We start from the raw sequence: 17,797 nt of genomic DNA on the forward strand, positions 1-17,797 counted from the left end.
CAGGACTCTCTCCGTGACCTGCGCTCCGCGCTCATGACCGCCTCCGCCACGGCCGCTTCCGCCACCCGGGCGATGCCCCGCGGCCGGCTGCTGCTGCCGATCTTCGCGATGCTGGTCGGCTTCGGGCCGCTCACCATCGACCTGGTGCTGCCCTTCCTGCCGACGCTGCAGGACGACCTCCGCGTCTCGGTCGCGACCGCCCAGCTGGTCGTCACCGGTGCGACCTTCGGCTTCGCGGCCGGCCAGCTGATCTCCGGTCCGCTCAGCGACGCGGTCGGCCGCAAGTGGCCGCTCGGCGTCTCGGCGGCCCTGCACATCGCGGCGAGCCTCGTCGCGGCGATGACCTCGGACACCGCGGTGCTGCTCTCGGCCCGCTTCGTCCAGGGCGCCGCCTGCACCGCGGCCGGAGTGGTCGTCACCGCGATCGTCCGCGACCTCTACAGCGGCAAGCGGCTCGTGACGATGCTCGCGAACCTCGCCGTGATCGTGTCGGTCTTCCCGATCCTGGTGCCCTCCGTCGGCGCGCAGCTGACCAAGGTGATCGACTGGCGCGGCTCCTTCCTCGCGGTCGCCGCCTGGGGAGCGCTCGCCACCGTGATCGCGCTGCTGGTGCTGCCCGAGACGCTGCCCCGCGAGCGGCGGCACCAGGGCGGGCTCGGCCCGTCGCTGCGGAACTCGTTCGGGATGCTGAGGCGGCCACGGGTGCTGGCGCTCGCCGCCGCCTCAGCCGCCGGCTGGTCGGTCGGATTCGCCTACCTGGCGACGGCGCCGTTCCTCTACACGAACGTCTACGCGGTGGGGCCGGACCTCTACGGGCTGCTGTTCCTGGTCACCTCGCTCGTGACCATCGCGGTCGGGCAGACGACGGGCCGGGTGATCGTGCCGCGGTTCGGGCCGCGCTTCGCGATGTTCGCCTCGGCGATCGTCACGGGCCTCGGCGCCGTCGTGGTCGCGGTGCTCGCCCTCACCGGGACGCAGTCGCTGCTCGTCGTCGTCGGCGCGCTCACCTTCGCGCTCGCGGGCCGCTCGCTCGGCTTCGCGCCGGTGCAGTACCTGTCGCTCCAGGGCCCGTCGAGCGAGGCGGGCAGCGTCACGGCGATCCTCGGCACGGTCAGCTTCACCGCGGCCGGCCTGGTGATGCCGGTGATGGGCGCATGGGCCGAGATCTCGCTGATCCCGTTCGCGATCCTCCTGCTCGTCGCGGCGCTCGTGGAGGGCGGGGTGGCGCTGCTGTTCCGGCCGGGCTCGCGGCGCTTCGATCCGGGCGCGCGGCGGCTCGAGGACGAGCCGGGGCCGGCGGACGCGCCCGCGCCCGACCTCCGCACGCACGACGAGAAGCACTGACATGACCCTCCAGGAAGGATCCACCGTGGAACTCCGCTCCGGCGACTACATCCTGCGCGCCCGCGCGGGCGGCCTCGAGGTGCTCTCGGGCGAGCACGTCCTCTACGCCAACGACCGCCCGCTGCGCGTCACGGTGAAGACCGTCACCGCGATCAGCGAGTACTCCGGCGCGCCCTACGACGACGTCTCGATCGCGGACGGCGCGCTCACCGCCACCGGCACGATCACCGCGCGCTCGGGCTCGTCCTTCGCCGTCACCGACGTCTGGCGCGTCGCCGGCGCCGGCTTCTCCGTGCACCGCGAGGTCGAGGTGCTCGCGGCCGGCGGCGACCTCGGCTTCTCGACGGCCATCTCGCTCGGGCTGACCGGGTCCGCCGACCTGCGCGACTACGAGTGCTTCGCGCCCGGCGCCTGGTACCGCGACAACGCCTTCGGCCCGGCCGACGCGATGGGCCGCGACCCCGGCAGCGAGTACTTCTGGCGCACCGAGACGCACTACGCGCTGCCGCTGTTCGCCGCGCAGAGCCTCGCCACCGGCGAGACCGTGGCGCTCTCGCGCTGGGCGGCCGACGTCACGCTGCCGCGCCTGGACGTGGTGCGCTCGGAGAACTTCACCGACCCGGAGTGCACCGTCGGCTCGATCGGCCTGAGCCGCCCGCAGGGCACCACGCTGAACTACCTCTACTACGGCTTCGGCGTGCGGACCCCGCTCGACGAGGAGCCGGCCGGCCTGTCGATCGACTACGTCTATCCCGGCGCCGACGGCGAGCGCCCGGTCGACAACCCCTACTCCGGGCTCGACTACGACGCGGCTCCGAAGTCGCTGCAGCGGGTCAACCACCCGGTCGAGGTCGGCTTCCGCCAGCGCTACGCCGTCGCCGTCGACCTCGGCCGCCACGACGACTTCGCGACGATGATGCGCGTCACGTGGCGCAGCGCCTACGCGCGCCTCCGCGACGACCTGTTCGAGGTCGACAACGAGCGGCACTTCCACCACGGCATGGCGATCCTGCAGCGCCTCACCCGCCGCTACGGCGACTCCTGGGGCCTGCCGTTCGCCTGCCAGCTGCTGGACCTGGACGTCTCGAGCGTCTCGTTCCAGTTCGGCTTCGTCGGGCAGCAGCCCGGCATCGGCTACCAGCTGCTGCGCTACGGCGACCGCGAGGGCGTGCCCGAGGCGTTCGAGCAGGGCGTCGGCATCGTCGACTTCTGGGCGCGGACGGCCCTGCCCGAGTCCGGTCCGCCGCGGATGTGCTTCAACCCCTCCCTCGGCGGCTTCGAGCCGTACCCGCACTACCTGCGGATGCTCGCCGACGGTGTCGAGGCGATCCTCGACGCCTACCTGCACCTGCGCGGCCTCGGCGACGAGCGGCCGGTCTGGCTCGAGTTCTGCCGGAGGACGGCCGACTGGCTGCTGGAGGTGCAGGACCCCGACGGCAGCTTCCACCGCGCCTACAACGCCGACGGCTCGGTGCGGATGGACTCGCGCTCGAACACCCCGAGCGTCATCCGCTTCCTCGTGCAGCTGCACCTGGTGACGGGGGAGGCGCGCTACCGCGAGTCCGCCGTGCGCGCCGGCGAGTGGTCGTTCGCGAACATCCACCGCACCCTGGAGTACCGCGGCGGCACCTGCGACAACGCCGACATCCAGGACAAGGAGGCCGGCATCTACGGCCTGTTCGGCTTCCTCGCGCTCTACGACCTGACCGAGGAGCACCGCTGGCTGGAGGGCGCCGTCCGCGCCGCCGACTACACCGAGACCTGGACCTACGCCTGGTCCTTCCCGGTGGTCGCGCCCTGGCCGCATCCGTTCAACCGCTACTCGATCAGCGGCCAGAGCATCATCACCCTCGGCGGCGGGGCGGACGTCTACCTGGCGGCCTGCTCGTACAGCTACTACCGGCTGTTCCTGATCACCGGCGACGACCACTACCGGGACGTCGCGGAGTTCCTGCACCGCAACACCCGCCAGTCGACCGACGTCGACGGCAGCATCGGCTACGCGATGCCCGGCCTCGGCCACGAGAGCGGCGACTTCGCGACCCAGACCCTCCGCAGCCACCACCACTGGCTGCCCTGGTGCACCTTCGTCGAGGTCGACCCGTCCTCGCGCCTGCGCGACACCTTCGGCGTCTACGAGATCGCCGACGCCCAGCGCCTCCCGCCGGCCGAGCTGGCGGCGCGCAACCGCATCTACGACCGCTACGGGCGGCGGGACGCCTGAGCGCGGGCGGCGTCCGGCAGCACCTCCGGCGGCATCTCCGGCGGCATCTCCGGCTCGCGGAACCGCCTCCGGCTCGCCGGATCCGGCTGTTCCCGCGTGCCGAGGCGCGTTCCACGTGCCGGAGGTCACCCCGGCCGACCTCCGGCCGATCTCCGGCTCGCGGTTCCATGTCCGGCTCGCTGGATCCGCGTGTCTCCGCGTGCCGAGGCGTGTTCCGCGTGCCGGAGGTCGCCGCGGCTGGCCTCCGGCCGATCTTCGGCTCGCGGTTCCGCGTCCGGCTCGCTGGTTCCGTCTGTTTCGGTGTGCCGAGGCGCGTTCCGCGAGCCGGAGGTCACCCCAGCGGCCTCAGTCGCGCCACTCCACGTCCACGCGCACCGGCTCCGTGCCGATCGCCAGCCCGACCGACACCTCGCGCCCGTCGACCCGCGGCACCGCGTCGCGGGGCGTCCGCAGCCGCGTCCCGTCCGCCGGCACCAGCCGGCCCGTCGACCCGCGGCACCGCGTCGCGGGGCGTCCGCAGCCGCGTCCCGCCCGCCGGCGCCAGCCACTCGGCGCCCGGCACCCGCCGCACCGTCAGCGACGCGCGTCCCGGCTCCCACTCCAGCCGGTCCACGACCAGCCCGCCGCGCGCCCGCAGCCCTGTCACCGCACCGCGCGCCCACACCGACGGCAGCGCCGGCAGCGCCGGCAGCGTCTCGTCGTCCGACCCGAGCAGCATCGCCGCATGGAGAGCGCTTGTGAGTGCCGGATGGTGCGGGCGTTCCCCGATGAGGGCACGCGAAGTGCGCATCGTTCGAGCCGGAGCCTCCCGCTCCTGGAACTCGGAGTATCGACCGTTCGTACGGCGACGCGGCTCTACACGCGGGTCGCGGAGGAGACTCTGTTGCGCAGGGCTTCGACGAGGGCCGTCACGGACTCATCGGGTGAGGATCGAGTGATGGCCAGGACGGTGCGCTCGAGCGGGGGTCGCAGTCCGACGGCGACCGTTCCGGCCGAGAGGGCACTCCGCGGGACGGGGGCGATCCCGAAACCGGCGGACGCCAGGGCGGCGGCCTGCTGCACGGAGCGGGTCTGCAGGCGGTAGGAGACGACCACTCCCGCGCCGGCGAGGCGTTCCGCCAACCAGGCGCTGTAGCCGTTCGACGCGTCCACCCCGATCACGCCCGCCTCGTCGCCGAGCGCCGCGATCGGGATCCGACCCGGCGAGTCCTCTCCGGCGGTCCGGCCGACGACGACGATCTCCTCGATCCCCAGGCGCTCCACGAGCAGTCCGTCGAGCGTCGCCGGCCCGGGGACGACGACGAGGTCGAGGAGGCCGGCGCGCAGGTCCTCGATCGAGGCGGAGGCGCTGGTCGTCTCGACGAGCTGCAGCGGCGTGCGTCCGTCGGCGTTCCACCGGGTGACCACAGGGACGAGGAAGGGCAGCGTGAAGCTCTCGGCGACGGCGAGCCGGATCGGCTGCTCCGCGTCCGCCGTCCGCGCGGCCGCCACGGCGCGCTCAGCGGCGTCGACGGCGAGGCGGGCGTGCACGACGAGCGCTCGGCCGTACCGGGTGAGGGTCGCGCCGGCAGGGTTCCGGTCCACGAGGGGCACTCCGAGTTCGCGCTCGAGGGACGCGACCTGGTGGGAGACCGCGGGCTGCGAGAGGTGCAGCTCGCGAGCGGTCGCGCCGATCGATCCGACCCGCGCCAGCACCACCATCACCTCGAGAGCTCGAAGACTGGGCATAGACGAACTCTATGCCTGACCTCTGATATACGACGGTCGTTTATGGACTGAGCGCGTCCTTCCCCTGGTTGTCTCGAAGGAAGGAGCCGCACCGGCTCCCCGACAGGAAGGCCACCATGAACGAGAAGAAGAACCGCGTGCTCGTCGTCGGCGGGGGATCGGGCATCGCCCGCGCCCTCGTGCGCGAGCTGCTCGCGAAGGGCGATGAGGTGATCGTCGGCGGGCGTCACCCGGAGGCCCTCGGTGATGACGCGACGGAGTTCGGAGAGCGGTTCCGGTCCCTTCGGATCGACCTCGCCGACGAGGCGAGCATCGCCGCGGCCGCGCACCTCGGGCCGCTCGACTTCGTCGTGTCGTTCGCGGCGGCGCACGCGAACGGCCCGGTCCGCGAGCTGGAGCGCGACGCCGTCCTGACGGCGTTCGACGCGAAGGTCATCGGGCCGATCCTCCTCGCCAAGCACCTCGCCTCCTCGATCCGGCCGGGTGGCGGCTTCCTCTTCTTCTCCGGTGTCGCGGCGTGGAAGCCGTCGGCGGGGCTCGTGGTGATGGCGACGACCAACGGAGCGGTGTCCTTCCTCGTCGAGGCGCTCGCGGTCGAGCTCGCCCCGGTCCGCGCCGTCGCGATCTCGCCGGGGATCATCGACTCCGGCGCCTGGGACGCGCTGGGCGAGCAGGAGAAGTCAGCGATGTTCGCCGAGACTGCGGCCGGGAACCCCGCTCGCCGGATCGGCTCGGTCGGCGACATCGTCTCCGCCGTCCGCTTCGCCATGGACAACACGTTCGTGACCGGGACGACGCTGCACGTCGACGGCGGCGGGCGGCTCTCGTGAAGCGTCGCGCACCCCTGCTCGCCGTCGGTCTCGCCGGACTCCTCGCCACCGCCGGATGCGCCGGCACGGTCCCGACAGAGGACCCGGCCGCGGCGGTGAGTGACGACGACGGCCTCGTGCAGCCCGGCACGGTGCATCTGGGCAGCTCGAGCGTCGACGCGAGCCGCCCCGTCGTCCTCCGCGCGCAGCAGCTCTACGCCTTCTGGAACACGGGCGACGCGTCCTGGCTCGAGCTCGCCGTCGACGACTCCTTCCTCGACCGCCCCCTCCCCGAGGGGCGACCCCAGGGGCCCGAGGGGCCGATCGCCGCCTCGGAGCAGTTCCGCGCGGCCGTCCCCGACCTCGCGTGCTCGCTCGACGACCTCTACGTCACGGGTGACACCTTCACCGCACGCCTGACCTTCACGGGCCACTTCACCGGCGTCTCCGGCGGAGTCCAGGGCGAGGGCCGGCCGATCGAGTTCGGCGCGATCGACATCCAGCACATCGGCGCGAGCGGACGGATCGTCGAGGACTGGCACCTCGAGGACGACCTCACCTTCCAGCAGCAGGCAGGCCTGCTGCTGGAACCGACCTCCTGACCTCTCCTCTGAGAGGCGCACTGGTCTGAGAGGCGCACTGGGGGTTCGTCAGCGAGGACGTCCACGACGGTTCCGACGATGCCCGGGTGCTCGGCCGACTGCCTGCCCGCACCAGGACGAGTTCGACGAGACCCGTGGCGTCGGAGGGAAGGCGCCGACCAGGCGCCCGTGCGCGGCGGAGCGGCCGCACTGTGTGCCGCCGTCTTCGGCGCGATCACTGCACGTGGCGTCGGCCGCCAGCGCTATACCGTGCGAGGACGTCCGCGGCGCTGATCGCGGCCGTCTCGATGTCCGGCTCGCCGACTCCGAGAGCCGCAGGCACCCGCGTGCGATCGACCGGCCGTACGCCTCGCGGTCCTCCTGCTCACCCCAGTAGCGCTGGGACACGATGCTCTCCACGAGCCCGAAGACGAGGTCGACGTCCTCCGCCCGCGCCCCCTCCGGGTCGGTGACCTCGAGCGCGTGGAGTGCGAAGCGCCGGTAGCGCTCGTGCAGCGGGTCGAGACCGCGGCGGATGCCCTCCCGCTGCGGCTCGTCCGAGGTCCGCATCGCCGACGCGGTCCGGGCCGTCGACCCCGGCGGGCCTGTCCTGGTCTCCCGCAGTTCGAGCTAGCCGCTCCCGCGCGACGCTCCGGCGACGACGACGAGCAGTGCGGCCGTTCCCGCGAGGAGTGCGGTTGCGGCGACCAGTGCGGGGAGCCGGCCGTCGGGGAGGGGGACGCGGTCGGTGCTGCTGGTGGTGAGCACGCGGTGGTGGGTCCGGTAGCGATGGTGGGACTGGATGAGGATCAGGAGCGCGAGGAGCAGTCCGCCGCCGGCGGGCAGGAGGGCCCAGGGTCCGAGGATCGTGGGGAGGATGCGGATGCCGACGAGGGCTCCGGCGGTGAGTGCGAGCGCGGTGCGGCGCCAGGCGAGTGCGGTGCGCTCGGGCTGCAGCCCGGCGTCGAAGGGGCGCGAGGAGCGGTCGGTCTCGCTCACGCGAGGACGATCGCGAGGAGCACCAGGATCCCGGTGACGACGACGATCAGGCCCAGGGGCAGGGCGAGGGCGGCCGAGGGCAGGGGGGTGTTCAGTCGCAGGGCGCGCTCGGTGCGCGTCCAGCCGATCCAGGCCTGCAGGGGCGTGAGGATCCCGGCGGTGATCAGCAGGATCGATGCCGCGAGCCGGAAGCCGGGGTGCAGGCCCAGCCCGAGCGCCTCGAGGGCGACGCCGCCGGCGAGCAGGGCCAGCGCGGTGCGGATCCAGGCGAGGAAGGTGCGCTCGTTGGCGAGGCTGAAGCGGGCGTCGGGCTCGTCGCCGTGCCGGTAGACGTTCGCTGGGAACCGTCTCATGACAGCTCGCCGTCGCGCAGGCCGACGGTGCGGAAGCCGGCGTTGCCCATGGAGGAGTCGGGGGTGTTCGAGGAGCGGGCGGAGTTGCGGTACCGGTTGCAGTAGGAGAGGTGGCAGAGGTAGGAGCCGCCGCGCAGCACGCGCGCCTGCCCGGCCGCCGGTCCGCGGGGGTCGGTGACGGGCTCGGGCGTGTAGGCGCGGGGGTCGTACCAGTCCGCGCACCACTCCCACACGTTCCCGACGCTCTGGTGCAGCCCGTACCCGTTGGGGGTGAACGCGGCGGCCGGCGCGGTGGTGAGCCAGCCGTCCTCGACCGTGTTCTGGGTGGGGAAGCGGCCCTGCCAGATGTTCGCGCGCCAGCCGCCGGCGTCGACCTCGTCGTCGCCCCACGGGTACTTCGCGCCCTCGATCCCGCCGCGGGCCGCGTACTCCCACTCCGCCTCCGTGGGCAGTCGCCGGCCGGCCCAGCCGCAGTACGCCTGCGCGTCGTTCCAGCTGACGTGCACGACCGGGTGGTCGAGGACGTCCTCGATGCCCGAGTCCGGTCCGCCCGGGTGGGCCCAGTCCGCGCCGCGCACCCCGTACCACCAGGGCGTGCCGGACGCGGGGCCCATGACAGCGGACCGAGGTGCCCGCACGGCCAGATGGAACACGGCGGAGAACCCGAACGTCTCGGCTTCGGTGCGGTACCCGGTCGCGGTCGTGAAGCGCTGGAAGTCCGCGGTGGTCACCGTCGTCGCGTCGATCGAGAACGCGGCGAGCGAGACCCGGTGCCGGGGGGTCTCGCCGTCGCCGCGGTTCTCGTCTCCGGACGAATCGCCCCGGAGGTAGTCGCCCGGGGGGATCCACGCCTGAGGCACCCGGTGCTCACCGCGGACCGCGGGGCCGAGCGGCAGCGGGCGGGGCCCGATGCGGGTCGCCGTCCCGCGAGAGGGCGGGCCGCAGGTGCACGAAGGGCCGCACTCAGTCATGCGTCGAGCCTACGGCGACCGTCGCCGTGAGAGGCGTGGAGGAGGAGGCGGTCATCGTCGGCCCTTTCGCGCGCAGGTGGATCTCGGGTGCGGTCGGCGGCTCCTACTGCGCCGAGCGGATCGAAGTGACGTACTCCTGTAGGCGCCCGAAGAGCTCGTGGTCGTACGGTCCCCACTCGGGGCGCGGCGTCTCCGGGCCCGCGTAGGGCTCGTCGTCGTAGTGCCGCTGGTACTCCGCGAGCTTCACCTCGAGGCCGGCCTTGATCTCGGCGTAGGCCGGCTCGTCGGCGACGTTGCGCATCTCCTCGGGATCGGCGGTGAGGTCGTAGAGCTCCCACTCGGGCTCGAAGACCGCGTCGGAGGCGCCCGGGACGCCGAGGCCGGCGCCGTAGTAGTAGATGAGCTTGTAGGAGTCCGTGCGGATCCCGTAGTGGGCGGGAGCGGCGTGGATCGGGTCGTCGTGCTCCCAGTAGCGGTAGTAGACGGCGTCGGGCCAGTCCGCGACCTGCTCGCCGCGCAGCAGCGGGAGGAAGCTCCGGCCCTGGGACGTGGGCAGCGCCTCGTCCGCGGCGATGCCGCAGACGTCGAGGAAGGTGGCGGCGAAGTCGACGTTCGTGATGATCGCCTCCGACCGGGTGCCCGGCTCGATCGCGGCCGGCCACTTCATCAGCATCGGCATCTGCAGGGATTGGTCGTACATCAGGCGCTTGTCGAACCAGCCGTGGTCGCCGAGGAAGAAGCCCTGATCGGAGGTGTAGACGATCAGGGTGTCCTCGGCGAGGCCCTTCTCCTCCAGGTGGTCCAGGAGCCGTCCCACGTTGTCGTCGATGGACTGGATGCACTGCAGGTAGTCGCGCATGAAGATCTGGTACTTCCAGCGCATCCGCGCCTCGCGGTTCTCCGGGCCGCGCAGCTCCTCCGGCATGTCGACCTTGAGGTCGTCGCCGCCCATGTCGTCGGCGATGGTCATGTGGACGCCGCGGACGGCCTTGCTGCGCGAGGCGCTGTCGTCGAGGAAGGTCTCGGGCTCGGGGATCGAGCCGTCGGCGTAGAGGTGGGCGTGCTTCTCATCGGGGACCCAGGGGCGGTGCGGGGCCTTGTGGTGCACCATCATGCAGAACGGCTCGCCCTCGTCGAGACTGTCGAGCCAGTCGATCGAGAGGTCGGTCACGATGTCCGTCGCGTAGCCCGGGACGACCGCGGTGCCGTTCTCGTCGATCATCTCCGGGTCGACGTAGTCGCCCTGTCCGGGGAACACCTTCCAGGTGTCGAAGCCCCGGGGCTGCGAGACGCCGTGCTCGCCGAGGTGCCACTTGCCGAACATCGCGGTGCGGTAGCCGGCGTCGTGCAGGACGTCGATGAAGGTGGGCACGCGGTAGTCCATCTCGGTCCAGATCGACGAGACGCCGTTGAGGTGGCTGTAGGTGCCGGTGAGGATCGAGGCCCGGGAGGGGCTGCAGATCGAGTTGGTGCAGTAGACGGCGTCCATCCGCATGCCCTCGTGGGCGATGCGGTCGAGATTCGGCGTGCTGTTCACGCGGCTGCCGTACGCCGAGATGGCATGCGCGGCGTGGTCGTCGGACATGATGAAGACGACGTTGGTCATCGGGGGCCTTCCGTGTCGTGTGCTCGCGGCGATCGTCCGCCGGTATCGAGCGTGGGAGCGAGGGTGATGCGGGACGCCCGAGTTCCGGGATCGCGGGCGTCGATGATGAGTCCGGCCGCGATCTCGCCGGCTCGTCGCAGGGGCAGTCGGCTGTAGGTGAGCCGCGTCCAGAGGCGGGGGTCGAGCTGGCCGCCGGCGAGAGCGGCCACGCGCAGGCCGGCGTCAGTCATGGCCGCCCAGCGGTAGACCGCCTCGACGTCCGCCCCCCAGGAGCACACGAGCGCCGTGGTGTCGGTGTCGCGGGCGAGGATGGCGGCGGCGGCGTCGTCGAGTCGTCGGGTGATGTCCACGGAGTAGTCGGAGCCGGCTGACGGATCGGACTCGAGCCGGGTGAGCAGATCGTCGGTCATTCCCGTCGAGACGGGGAGGCACGACAGGCCGTGGGAGGAGGTGGCGGCGGCCATGGCGGTGGTGCGCACGCGGTCGGCACGTGAAGTCACCTGCGGCAGCACGTGCACGATCCGCGTCACGCCCTCCTCTCGGAGGTGGCTGATCAACTCCTCCACACCAGCGGCGTAGTCGAAGTCGATGGTGGCCCAGGCCGTGTCGGCGGTGGAGCCGCAGTCGAGCGCCGTGAACGGGACGCGATGCTCGACGACCGCACGGGCGAGGTCGGCCGGAACCTCGTGGTCGTCGTGGCCGATGAACACCAGACCCTCGAGGCGTCCGCCGCGGGCGTCCTCCACGCAGTTGTCGGCCGAATCGCCGTCCAGGAGCGCGAGATGGAAACCCCTTGCCGCCAGACCTTCACTCAGCCCCTGAGCGATCTCCGCGTAGCGCGGAGTGGTCAGTGGCTTGTTCAGGAGCACACCGATCGTCCGGCTCGAGCGGGCCTGGAGTGAGCGCGCCAGCCCGTTCGGCACGTAGCCGAGCGTGCGTGCCAGCATCCGGATCCGCGTCTTCGTCTCCGATGCCAGCACCACCGTGCTCTGGTCGTTCAGCGCATAGGAGACTGTCGACACCGAGACTCCGGCTCGTGTGGCGATGTCCTTGAGGGTGATGCGACTCATGCGACTAGGACACCACGGCCACGCGGCGGCTCTCGAGCTCTTCGCTGTTGCCCTCGACCGCGCGTCGACCCAGGGGGTACCAGAACAGCAGGATCAGCGCGACGACGGCGTAGAGCACTCCGGGCACCAGGGTGGCGACCGTGTAGATGCCCTGGATCGTGCCGGGCGACTGCACAGCTGCACCCGCCTGGAAGCCGATGAAGGCGAGTGCGTATCCGCCGAGCCCGCCCGCGAGCCCGAGTCCGACCTTGCGCGCCCAGGTGTTCACGGCGTAGACCGTGCCGTCGTCGCGTTGCCCGGTGCGCACCTCCTGGAAGTCGATCACGTCGCTGATGATCGCCCAGACGAGGAGGTTGAAGGAGCCGATCCCGAATCCGGCGATCACGCTGATGGCGATGAACACCCACGGCGAGGTCACCCCCACGAAGAACAGCACGAAATAGAGGGTGGAGCTCCCGAACAGCAGGACGACGAGAAGTTCCTTCTTGCCGAAGCGACGGCCCAGTCGGGAGATGAAGGGCGCCGCGATCAACGCTGGCAGGGCGTTGGCGAGTCCAGCCACCCCTGAGAGAGCGCCGTTGTTGAAGTAGATGAGCCAGAGATAAGCGCCGACGGATCCGGTGAGAAGCGATGACAGGATGAGAACGAGGTTCGCTGACATGAGCGAGAGCAGCGCCCGGTTTCCGGCCAGCGAGGCCAGGAGTCTGCCGAAGCTCGGCTTGTCGACGTTCGGGATCGAGCGGACCCGCTCGCGGACGAGGGAGTAGCAGAGTACGTAGAAGACGAGGGCCAGCGCCGAGAAGACGATGCCGATCGTGAAGAACGCGGAGGGCAGGACCTGCGAGACCCCATCGACCGTCGCGTAGAGGAACAGCGGCGGTACGAGGGCGACGAAGATGCCGGCGAGGTTCGCGCCGACTCCGCGGAACACGGAGAGGGAGGCGCGCTGGCCGGGGTCCTGGCTCATCACCGAGGCCAGCGATCCGTACGAGATGTTGACCATCGTGTAGAAGACAGTGCCCCACAGGACATAGGTCACGGCCGCCCAGATCATCTTCGCTGGGTAGTCCCAGTCGGCGGCGAAGGGGGAGTAGAGCAACGCGCTCACGACCGCCAGCGGGATGGCCGCGCGCAGAATCCAGGGACGGAACCGGCCGGCCCGGGACGGTGTGTGGCGATCAAGAAAGCGGCCCCAGCCGACATCGGTGAACGCATCGACCAGACGCATCACGAGGAAGAGCGTGCCGACGTGGGCCGGATTCAGGCCGAGCACGTTCGTGTAGAAGATCAGCAGGTAGCTGGAGGCCAGGATGAAGATGAAGTCGTTCCCGAGGTCGCCGAAGAGGTAGCCGACCTTGTCCTTCCAGGTGAAGGAACGGACGGAGGCGATCGTCTCCGTCGAACTTGTGTGGGTCGTCATTGTTCTCCTCGTCGAGATGGGGTCGGAGGCAATGTATATGACTCAAACGTTTGAGGTAAGGCGATCTGGAAGTCCCGCCAGCTCAGGTGATGGCGGGGCGCGCGGTGGCCTCCGCGAGCGCGTCCTGGCGTCGACTCCTGCCACGACACGAAGAAAGTGGCGGCGACCGGACCGTCAGCCGACCGGCCGGGGTGCGACGTCCTAGGCCAGCCCTGGCGCTTCGGCAGGCGTCGAACCAGCGCGGCAGTGAATGCGAGCACCGCCGCCCGCAACTGCGACCCACACCTTGGACCCCGTCGAGCGGGAGTCCGTGCGGTTGAACTGACATAGTCGCGATTGTCGGATAATCGCCCAGCTGTGCCTCTCGCGCGGATGAGGCGCGAGGATCGGCCGCCTGGGGTGCGGGGTCGGCCACTCGTGCCCAGGCGCGTTCCGCGAGCCGGAAGTCGCCGAGAGCAGCCTCAGTCGCGCCACTCCACGTCCACGCGCACCGCCTCCGCGCCGATCGGTAGCCCACCCGACACCTCGCGCCCGTCGACCCGCAGCACCGCGCCGCGGAGCGTCCGCAGCCGCGTCCCGCCCGCCGGCGCCAGCCACTCCGCGCCCGGCAGCCGCCGCACCCACAGCGACGCCCGCCCCGGCGACCACTCCAGCCGGTCCACGACCAGCCCGCCGCGCGCCCGCAGCCCCGTCACCGCACCGCGCGCCCACACCGACGGCAGCGCCGGGAGCACCGTCAGCGATTCGTCGTCCGACCCGAGCAGCATCGCCGCGACCAGTCCCGGCAGCCCGCCGCTCGCGTCGAGGTTGAAGATGCGCCCCGCGTCGTGCCGGGTCGTCAGCGTCGGCGACCAGTGCTCGACCGCCAGCCACTCCGCACAGGTCAGCGCCGACTCCGCATCTCCCAGCGCCGCCGCCGCCGTGCCGACCTGCACCAGCCCGAACGCCATCTCCATCCGCCCCGGGGGAGCGGTCGGCGCCTCGGCCCGCCACGCGATCTTCGCGGCCACGGTCGCCGCCGCGGCCGCCCGCAGCCGCACGGCAGCCGGAGCGTCGCCCTCGAACGCCGCGTCGCCGCCGTACCAGAGCGGGTACAGCTGCGAGGCGTGCCGGTGCGCGATCTCCTCCGAGAACCGCGGATCGATCCACTCCGCGAGCGTGCCGTCGTCGGCCACGCGGTACTCCGGCAGCTCGGCGACCACCCGCGCCCAGCGCTCGTCGAGCGCGTCGTCGCCGCGGGCCCGTCCGAGCAGCGCGGTCGCCCGGGCGGCGTCGCGCAGCACCGCGACGTCGATCGTCGCGTCGACGGCCAGCGGCGAGCGCGCCCCGCCGGGGGTGTTCTCGGGGGAGTAGGAGGGCACGATCCGCCGGACCCCGTCGACCACGGTCGTGCCGGTCTCGGCGAAGCGGAGCACGCCCTCGGCCAGCTCCCACAGCCGGTCGTCCACGATCCCGCGGTCGCCCGTCGCGGCCACGGCGTCGGCGGCGAGGCGCAGCACCCAGCCGCCGCAGCCGGTCCAGAACAGGTGCGGGTAGCTGGCCGCGAAGTGGTCCGCGCGGCCGTGCGTCGACATCCGCGACGGCAGCAGCATCCCCTCCGCCCCGTAGACGAGGCGCGCGTTCTCGCGGTAGTCGTCGAGGTGCGGCAGCACCAGCTCCAGGATCGACAGCGCCAGCTCGGGCGTGCCGGTCGGGATCATCCCCGCCATCGCCCCGTTCTGCACGTTGCCGTTGAGCGTGTAGTCGGCGGACCAGGCCGGCCGCCAGGTCCCCTGCCAGACGCCCTGCAGCGTCGGCGGCAGCTCGCCGGTCGACGCGACGATGTTCGCCCGGCCGCTGAGGTACGCGAGCTCGACGACGCGGCGGCGCGCGCCCTCGTCGCCGGCGCGGGCCTCGTCCCAGAGGTCCTCGGTGAGCACGGCGGTGGAGGCGCCGGCCAGGTCGAGCGCGGAGGCGCCGACGAGGCGGCCGTGGCCGTCGCGCTGCGCCGCGCGCAGGTCGGTCCACGACAGGTCGTCCGCCACCGGCTCCCCGTCCGAGAGCGAGAGGTCGACGCGGAGGAGCCGGGGCGCCCCGGCCGCGACCGGCGCGACGGAGCGCGTGATGTCTCCCTCCACCTGCCACGGCGTCCCGGTGGCGGCGGTCACGACCGCGCGGACGCGCTCGCCCCCGGTCTCCGCGCTGCCGGTCCCGGCCAGGGCGACGAGCCGCCCCGTCGCCCCGCCCTCGACGCTCGCCTCGACGACCGCCGACGCGTCCGGGACCCCGGTGTCGAACGAGGTCGCGTCTCCCGCGCCCAGCCCGAGCTCGACGACGCTCTCGCCGTCGCGGTCGGACTCCACGCACAGCCGCACGCTCTCGCCGCCGTGCGGGGCGATCAGCCGCACCGCGTGCCGCCCGCCGTCGAGGTCGGTCCACTCGACCGCGACCTCGCCCAGCCGCGGGTCGATCAGGCGGCGGCTCGAGGCGACGCCTCCGGCCGTGCGGATCGAGACGGTCGCGCAGATCCCGAGCGGGTCGGTCCAGATCAGGCCGCCGTCGTAGCCGCTGGAGCGCGCGCCGCGGATCAGCGCCTCGCTCGCCGCATCGGCGTCGCCGGCCAGCAGGGCGCTGCGCAGCTCCTCGCGCAACCCGGCGAGATCGGGTGCGGCGGGCCGCGCGTTGACGGGCAGGAAGTACCGCTCGTGCGCCAGGGACACGGTGAGCGCGTCGGCCGGCCCGTGGACGACGGCGCCGACGCGGCCGCTGCCGACGATCAGCCCCTCCTCCCAGGTCGGAGCGGCGGTGGCGGTGACGAGGAGGTCGGTGCGCGACGATGCGCTGTCGATCGAGGAGATGATCGGTTCCTTTCGGGCTCGTGGGAGCGCCTGATATGTTGCCTGGAACTTCAAATTACCTCTCCCGGTGCGACGGCGCACGGGAGTCGAGAGTAAGGACTCCGCGATGACGCGACCGATCACCCTCTTCACCGGCCAGTGGGCAGACCTCCCGTTCGAGGAGGTGGCCCGTCTCGCCGGCGAGTGGGGCTACGACGGACTCGAGATCGCCTGCTGGGGCGACCACATCGACGTCGCCCGCTGGGACGACGCGGAGTACGTGCAGAGCCGGAAGGACATCCTGGAGAAGAACGGCCTCCAGGTCTTCGCGATCTCGAACCACCTCACCGGCCAGGCCGTCTGCGACGACCCGATCGACGCGCGCCACCGCGACATCCTCAGCGACCGCGTCTGGGGCGACGGCGACCCCGAGGGCGTCCGCCGGCGGGCCGCGCAGGACCTCAAGGACACCGCCCGCTTCGCCGCCGCGCTCGGCGTGAAGCAGGTCAACGGCTTCTCCGGCTCGTCGATCTGGAAGGGCGTGGCGATGTTCCCGCCCGCCTCCGACGAGTGGATCGCCGCCGGCTACCAGGACTTCGCCGACCGCTTCAACCCGATCCTCGACGTCTTCGAGGAGGTCGGCGTCCGCTACGGCCTCGAGGTGCACCCGAGCGAGATCGCCTACGACTACTGGACCGCGAAGCGCACCCTCGAGGCGATCGGCCACCGGACGTCCTTCGGCTTCAACTTCGACCCGTCGCACTTCGTCTGGCAGCAGCTCGACAGCGTCGCGTTCATCCTCGACTTCGCCGAGCACATCTTCCACGTGCACGTGAAGGAGTCGATCGCCAACCTCGACGGCCGCAACGGCGTCCTCGGCTCGCACCTGCCCTGGGCCAACCCGCGCCGCGGCTGGACCTTCGTCTCGACCGGCCACGGCGCCGTCCCGTGGGAGCCCGTCTTCCGCGCCCTGAACGCGATCGGCTACACCGGCCCGACCAGCGTCGAGTGGGAGGACGCCGGCATGGACCGCCTCGACGGCGCCCCCGAGGCCCTCGCCTTCGTCCGCAAGCTCAACGCCATCACGCCCCCGGCCGACGCCTTCGACGCGGCCTTCTCCACCTCCCGCTGAGTGGCGCGGCGCCGCCGACTGACCGGCCGCCGCGATCGAGCGGCCGACGCCGCGCTCCCCTTCCATGCTGATCGAGCAGCCCGCGCAGCGGGCGTATCGAGATCCACCGTCACCGAGACCTCGGCCTGCAGCCCCGTCGTTCTGACGACGTCGGGTCTCGATACGCCCCTGCGGGGCTACTCGACCAGCATGCGGTCCGCACAACATCAGCTGAGAGCAGGGTCCCTCGCCCGTCAGCGGAGGCCACCCCTTCTCAGCTGATGTTCTGCAGCGCCGCAGGCTCTTCATGCTGATCGAGTAGCCCGCGGAGCGGGCGTATCGAGATCCACCGTCACCGAGACCTCGGTCTGCCGTCCCGTCGTTCTGACGACGTCGGGTCTCGATACGCCGCTCCGCGGCTACTCGACCAGCAAGGGGCGGGCGCAACATTAGCTGAGAGCAGGGTCCCTCGTCTGACAGCGGAGGCCACCCCTTCTCAGCTGATGTTGTGCAGCGCCGCAGGCTCGATGCTCATCGAGCGGCCCTTCATGCTGATCGAGTAGCCCGCGCAGCGGGCGTATCGAGATCCACCGTCGCCGAGACGTCGGCATTGCAGTCCCGCCGCACTGGCGACGCCGGGTCTCGAGATGCCGCGCCGCGGCTACTCGACCAGCATGCGAGGGGGACCTCCGCTGATCAGGCGACCCTGGGAACGCACGAACGGCCGGCCCCCGCGGGGAGCCGGCCGTCGGTCGTGCAGTGTCG

General features: G+C 71.9%; 14 protein-coding genes and 1 pseudogene. 5 read left to right on the forward strand and 10 right to left on the reverse strand.

The window, feature by feature from the left end:
• Nucleotides 1–33: 33 nt before the first annotated feature.
• Nucleotides 34–1,344: a multidrug effflux MFS transporter gene (locus EDF45_RS13195; RefSeq protein WP_123736334.1), complete on the forward strand. Its 1,311-nt coding sequence runs from the start codon at nt 34–36 to the stop codon at nt 1,342–1,344.
• Nucleotide 1,345: 1 nt separating this feature from the next.
• Nucleotides 1,346–3,568, forward strand: a complete 2,223-nt coding sequence (locus EDF45_RS13200) for a hypothetical protein (protein WP_221181496.1) — start codon at nt 1,346–1,348, stop codon at nt 3,566–3,568.
• Nucleotides 3,569–3,913: 345 nt separating this feature from the next.
• On the opposite strand, the gene EDF45_RS21800 is transcribed toward EDF45_RS13200, so the two are convergent.
• The 3 genes and pseudogenes from EDF45_RS21800 to EDF45_RS13210 form a co-directional block, all read right to left on the reverse strand.
• Nucleotides 3,914–4,042 (reverse strand): hypothetical protein, encoded by a 129-nt coding sequence (locus EDF45_RS21800; RefSeq protein ID WP_260312181.1) that lies wholly within the window; start codon nt 4,040–4,042, stop codon nt 3,914–3,916.
• A 118-nt stretch (nt 4,043–4,160) separates the two neighbouring features.
• A pseudogene (locus EDF45_RS21965) lies at nt 4,161–4,358 on the reverse strand (glycoside hydrolase family 95-like protein); the annotation flags it as partial.
• A 65-nt stretch (nt 4,359–4,423) separates the two neighbouring features.
• Nucleotides 4,424–5,296 (reverse strand): LysR family transcriptional regulator, encoded by an 873-nt coding sequence (locus tag EDF45_RS13210; RefSeq protein WP_123736332.1) that lies wholly within the window; start codon nt 5,294–5,296, stop codon nt 4,424–4,426.
• A gap of 116 nt (nt 5,297–5,412) precedes the next feature.
• Between EDF45_RS13210 and EDF45_RS13215 the strand changes: the two genes are divergently transcribed.
• Together EDF45_RS13215 and EDF45_RS13220 are read left to right on the forward strand one after the other, a co-directional pair.
• Nucleotides 5,413–6,126, forward strand: coding sequence for an SDR family oxidoreductase (locus EDF45_RS13215; protein ID WP_123736331.1), 714 nt, complete (start codon nt 5,413–5,415; stop codon nt 6,124–6,126).
• The gene (locus tag EDF45_RS13220; RefSeq protein WP_221181115.1) at nt 6,123–6,707 is read left to right on the forward strand and encodes an ester cyclase; all 585 of its coding nucleotides are present in this window, start codon (nt 6,123–6,125) and stop codon (nt 6,705–6,707) included. The genes EDF45_RS13215 and EDF45_RS13220 overlap by 4 nt, the downstream gene beginning before the upstream one ends.
• Nucleotides 6,708–7,316: 609 nt before the next feature.
• On the opposite strand, the gene EDF45_RS13230 is transcribed toward EDF45_RS13220, so the two are convergent.
• From EDF45_RS13230 to EDF45_RS13260, 7 genes are all read right to left on the reverse strand, one after another.
• Nucleotides 7,317–7,685 carry a DUF202 domain-containing protein gene (locus tag EDF45_RS13230; protein WP_123736329.1) on the reverse strand — a complete coding sequence of 123 codons (369 nt, stop codon included), beginning with the start codon at nt 7,683–7,685 and terminating at the stop codon, nt 7,317–7,319.
• Nucleotides 7,682–8,038 (reverse strand): YidH family protein, encoded by a 357-nt coding sequence (locus tag EDF45_RS13235; protein ID WP_123736328.1) that lies wholly within the window; start codon nt 8,036–8,038, stop codon nt 7,682–7,684. The genes EDF45_RS13230 and EDF45_RS13235 overlap by 4 nt, the downstream gene beginning before the upstream one ends.
• Nucleotides 8,035–9,009: a formylglycine-generating enzyme family protein gene (locus tag EDF45_RS13240; protein WP_185020180.1), complete on the reverse strand. Its 975-nt coding sequence runs from the start codon at nt 9,007–9,009 to the stop codon at nt 8,035–8,037. The genes EDF45_RS13235 and EDF45_RS13240 overlap by 4 nt, the downstream gene beginning before the upstream one ends.
• Nucleotides 9,010–9,112: 103 nt before the next feature.
• Nucleotides 9,113–10,615 carry a sulfatase gene (locus EDF45_RS13245; RefSeq protein ID WP_123736327.1) on the reverse strand — a complete coding sequence of 501 codons (1,503 nt, stop codon included), beginning with the start codon at nt 10,613–10,615 and terminating at the stop codon, nt 9,113–9,115.
• Nucleotides 10,612–11,685: a LacI family DNA-binding transcriptional regulator gene (locus tag EDF45_RS13250; RefSeq protein WP_123736326.1), complete on the reverse strand. Its 1,074-nt coding sequence runs from the start codon at nt 11,683–11,685 to the stop codon at nt 10,612–10,614. Before EDF45_RS13250 ends, EDF45_RS13245 begins: the two co-directional genes overlap by 4 nt.
• A gap of 4 nt (nt 11,686–11,689) precedes the next feature.
• On the reverse strand, nt 11,690–13,105 hold the full coding sequence (locus EDF45_RS13255; protein ID WP_123736325.1) for an MFS transporter: 1,416 nt from the start codon (nt 13,103–13,105) through the stop codon (nt 11,690–11,692).
• Nucleotides 13,106–13,566: 461 nt separating this feature from the next.
• Complete coding sequence (locus EDF45_RS13260) at nt 13,567–16,023, reverse strand: glycosyl hydrolase family 95 catalytic domain-containing protein (RefSeq protein ID WP_185020181.1); 2,457 nt, start codon at nt 16,021–16,023, stop codon at nt 13,567–13,569.
• A gap of 25 nt (nt 16,024–16,048) precedes the next feature.
• On the opposite strand from EDF45_RS13260, the gene EDF45_RS13265 reads away from it, so the two are divergent.
• The gene (locus EDF45_RS13265; RefSeq protein WP_123736555.1) at nt 16,049–17,053 is read left to right on the forward strand and encodes a sugar phosphate isomerase/epimerase; all 1,005 of its coding nucleotides are present in this window, start codon (nt 16,049–16,051) and stop codon (nt 17,051–17,053) included.
• Nucleotides 17,054–17,797 lie beyond the last annotated feature (744 nt).

Origin of the sequence: Rathayibacter sp. PhB186 (genome assembly GCF_003751825.1) — a bacterium.
GTDB classification, from domain to species: Bacteria; Actinomycetota; Actinomycetes; order Actinomycetales; family Microbacteriaceae; genus Rathayibacter; species Rathayibacter festucae.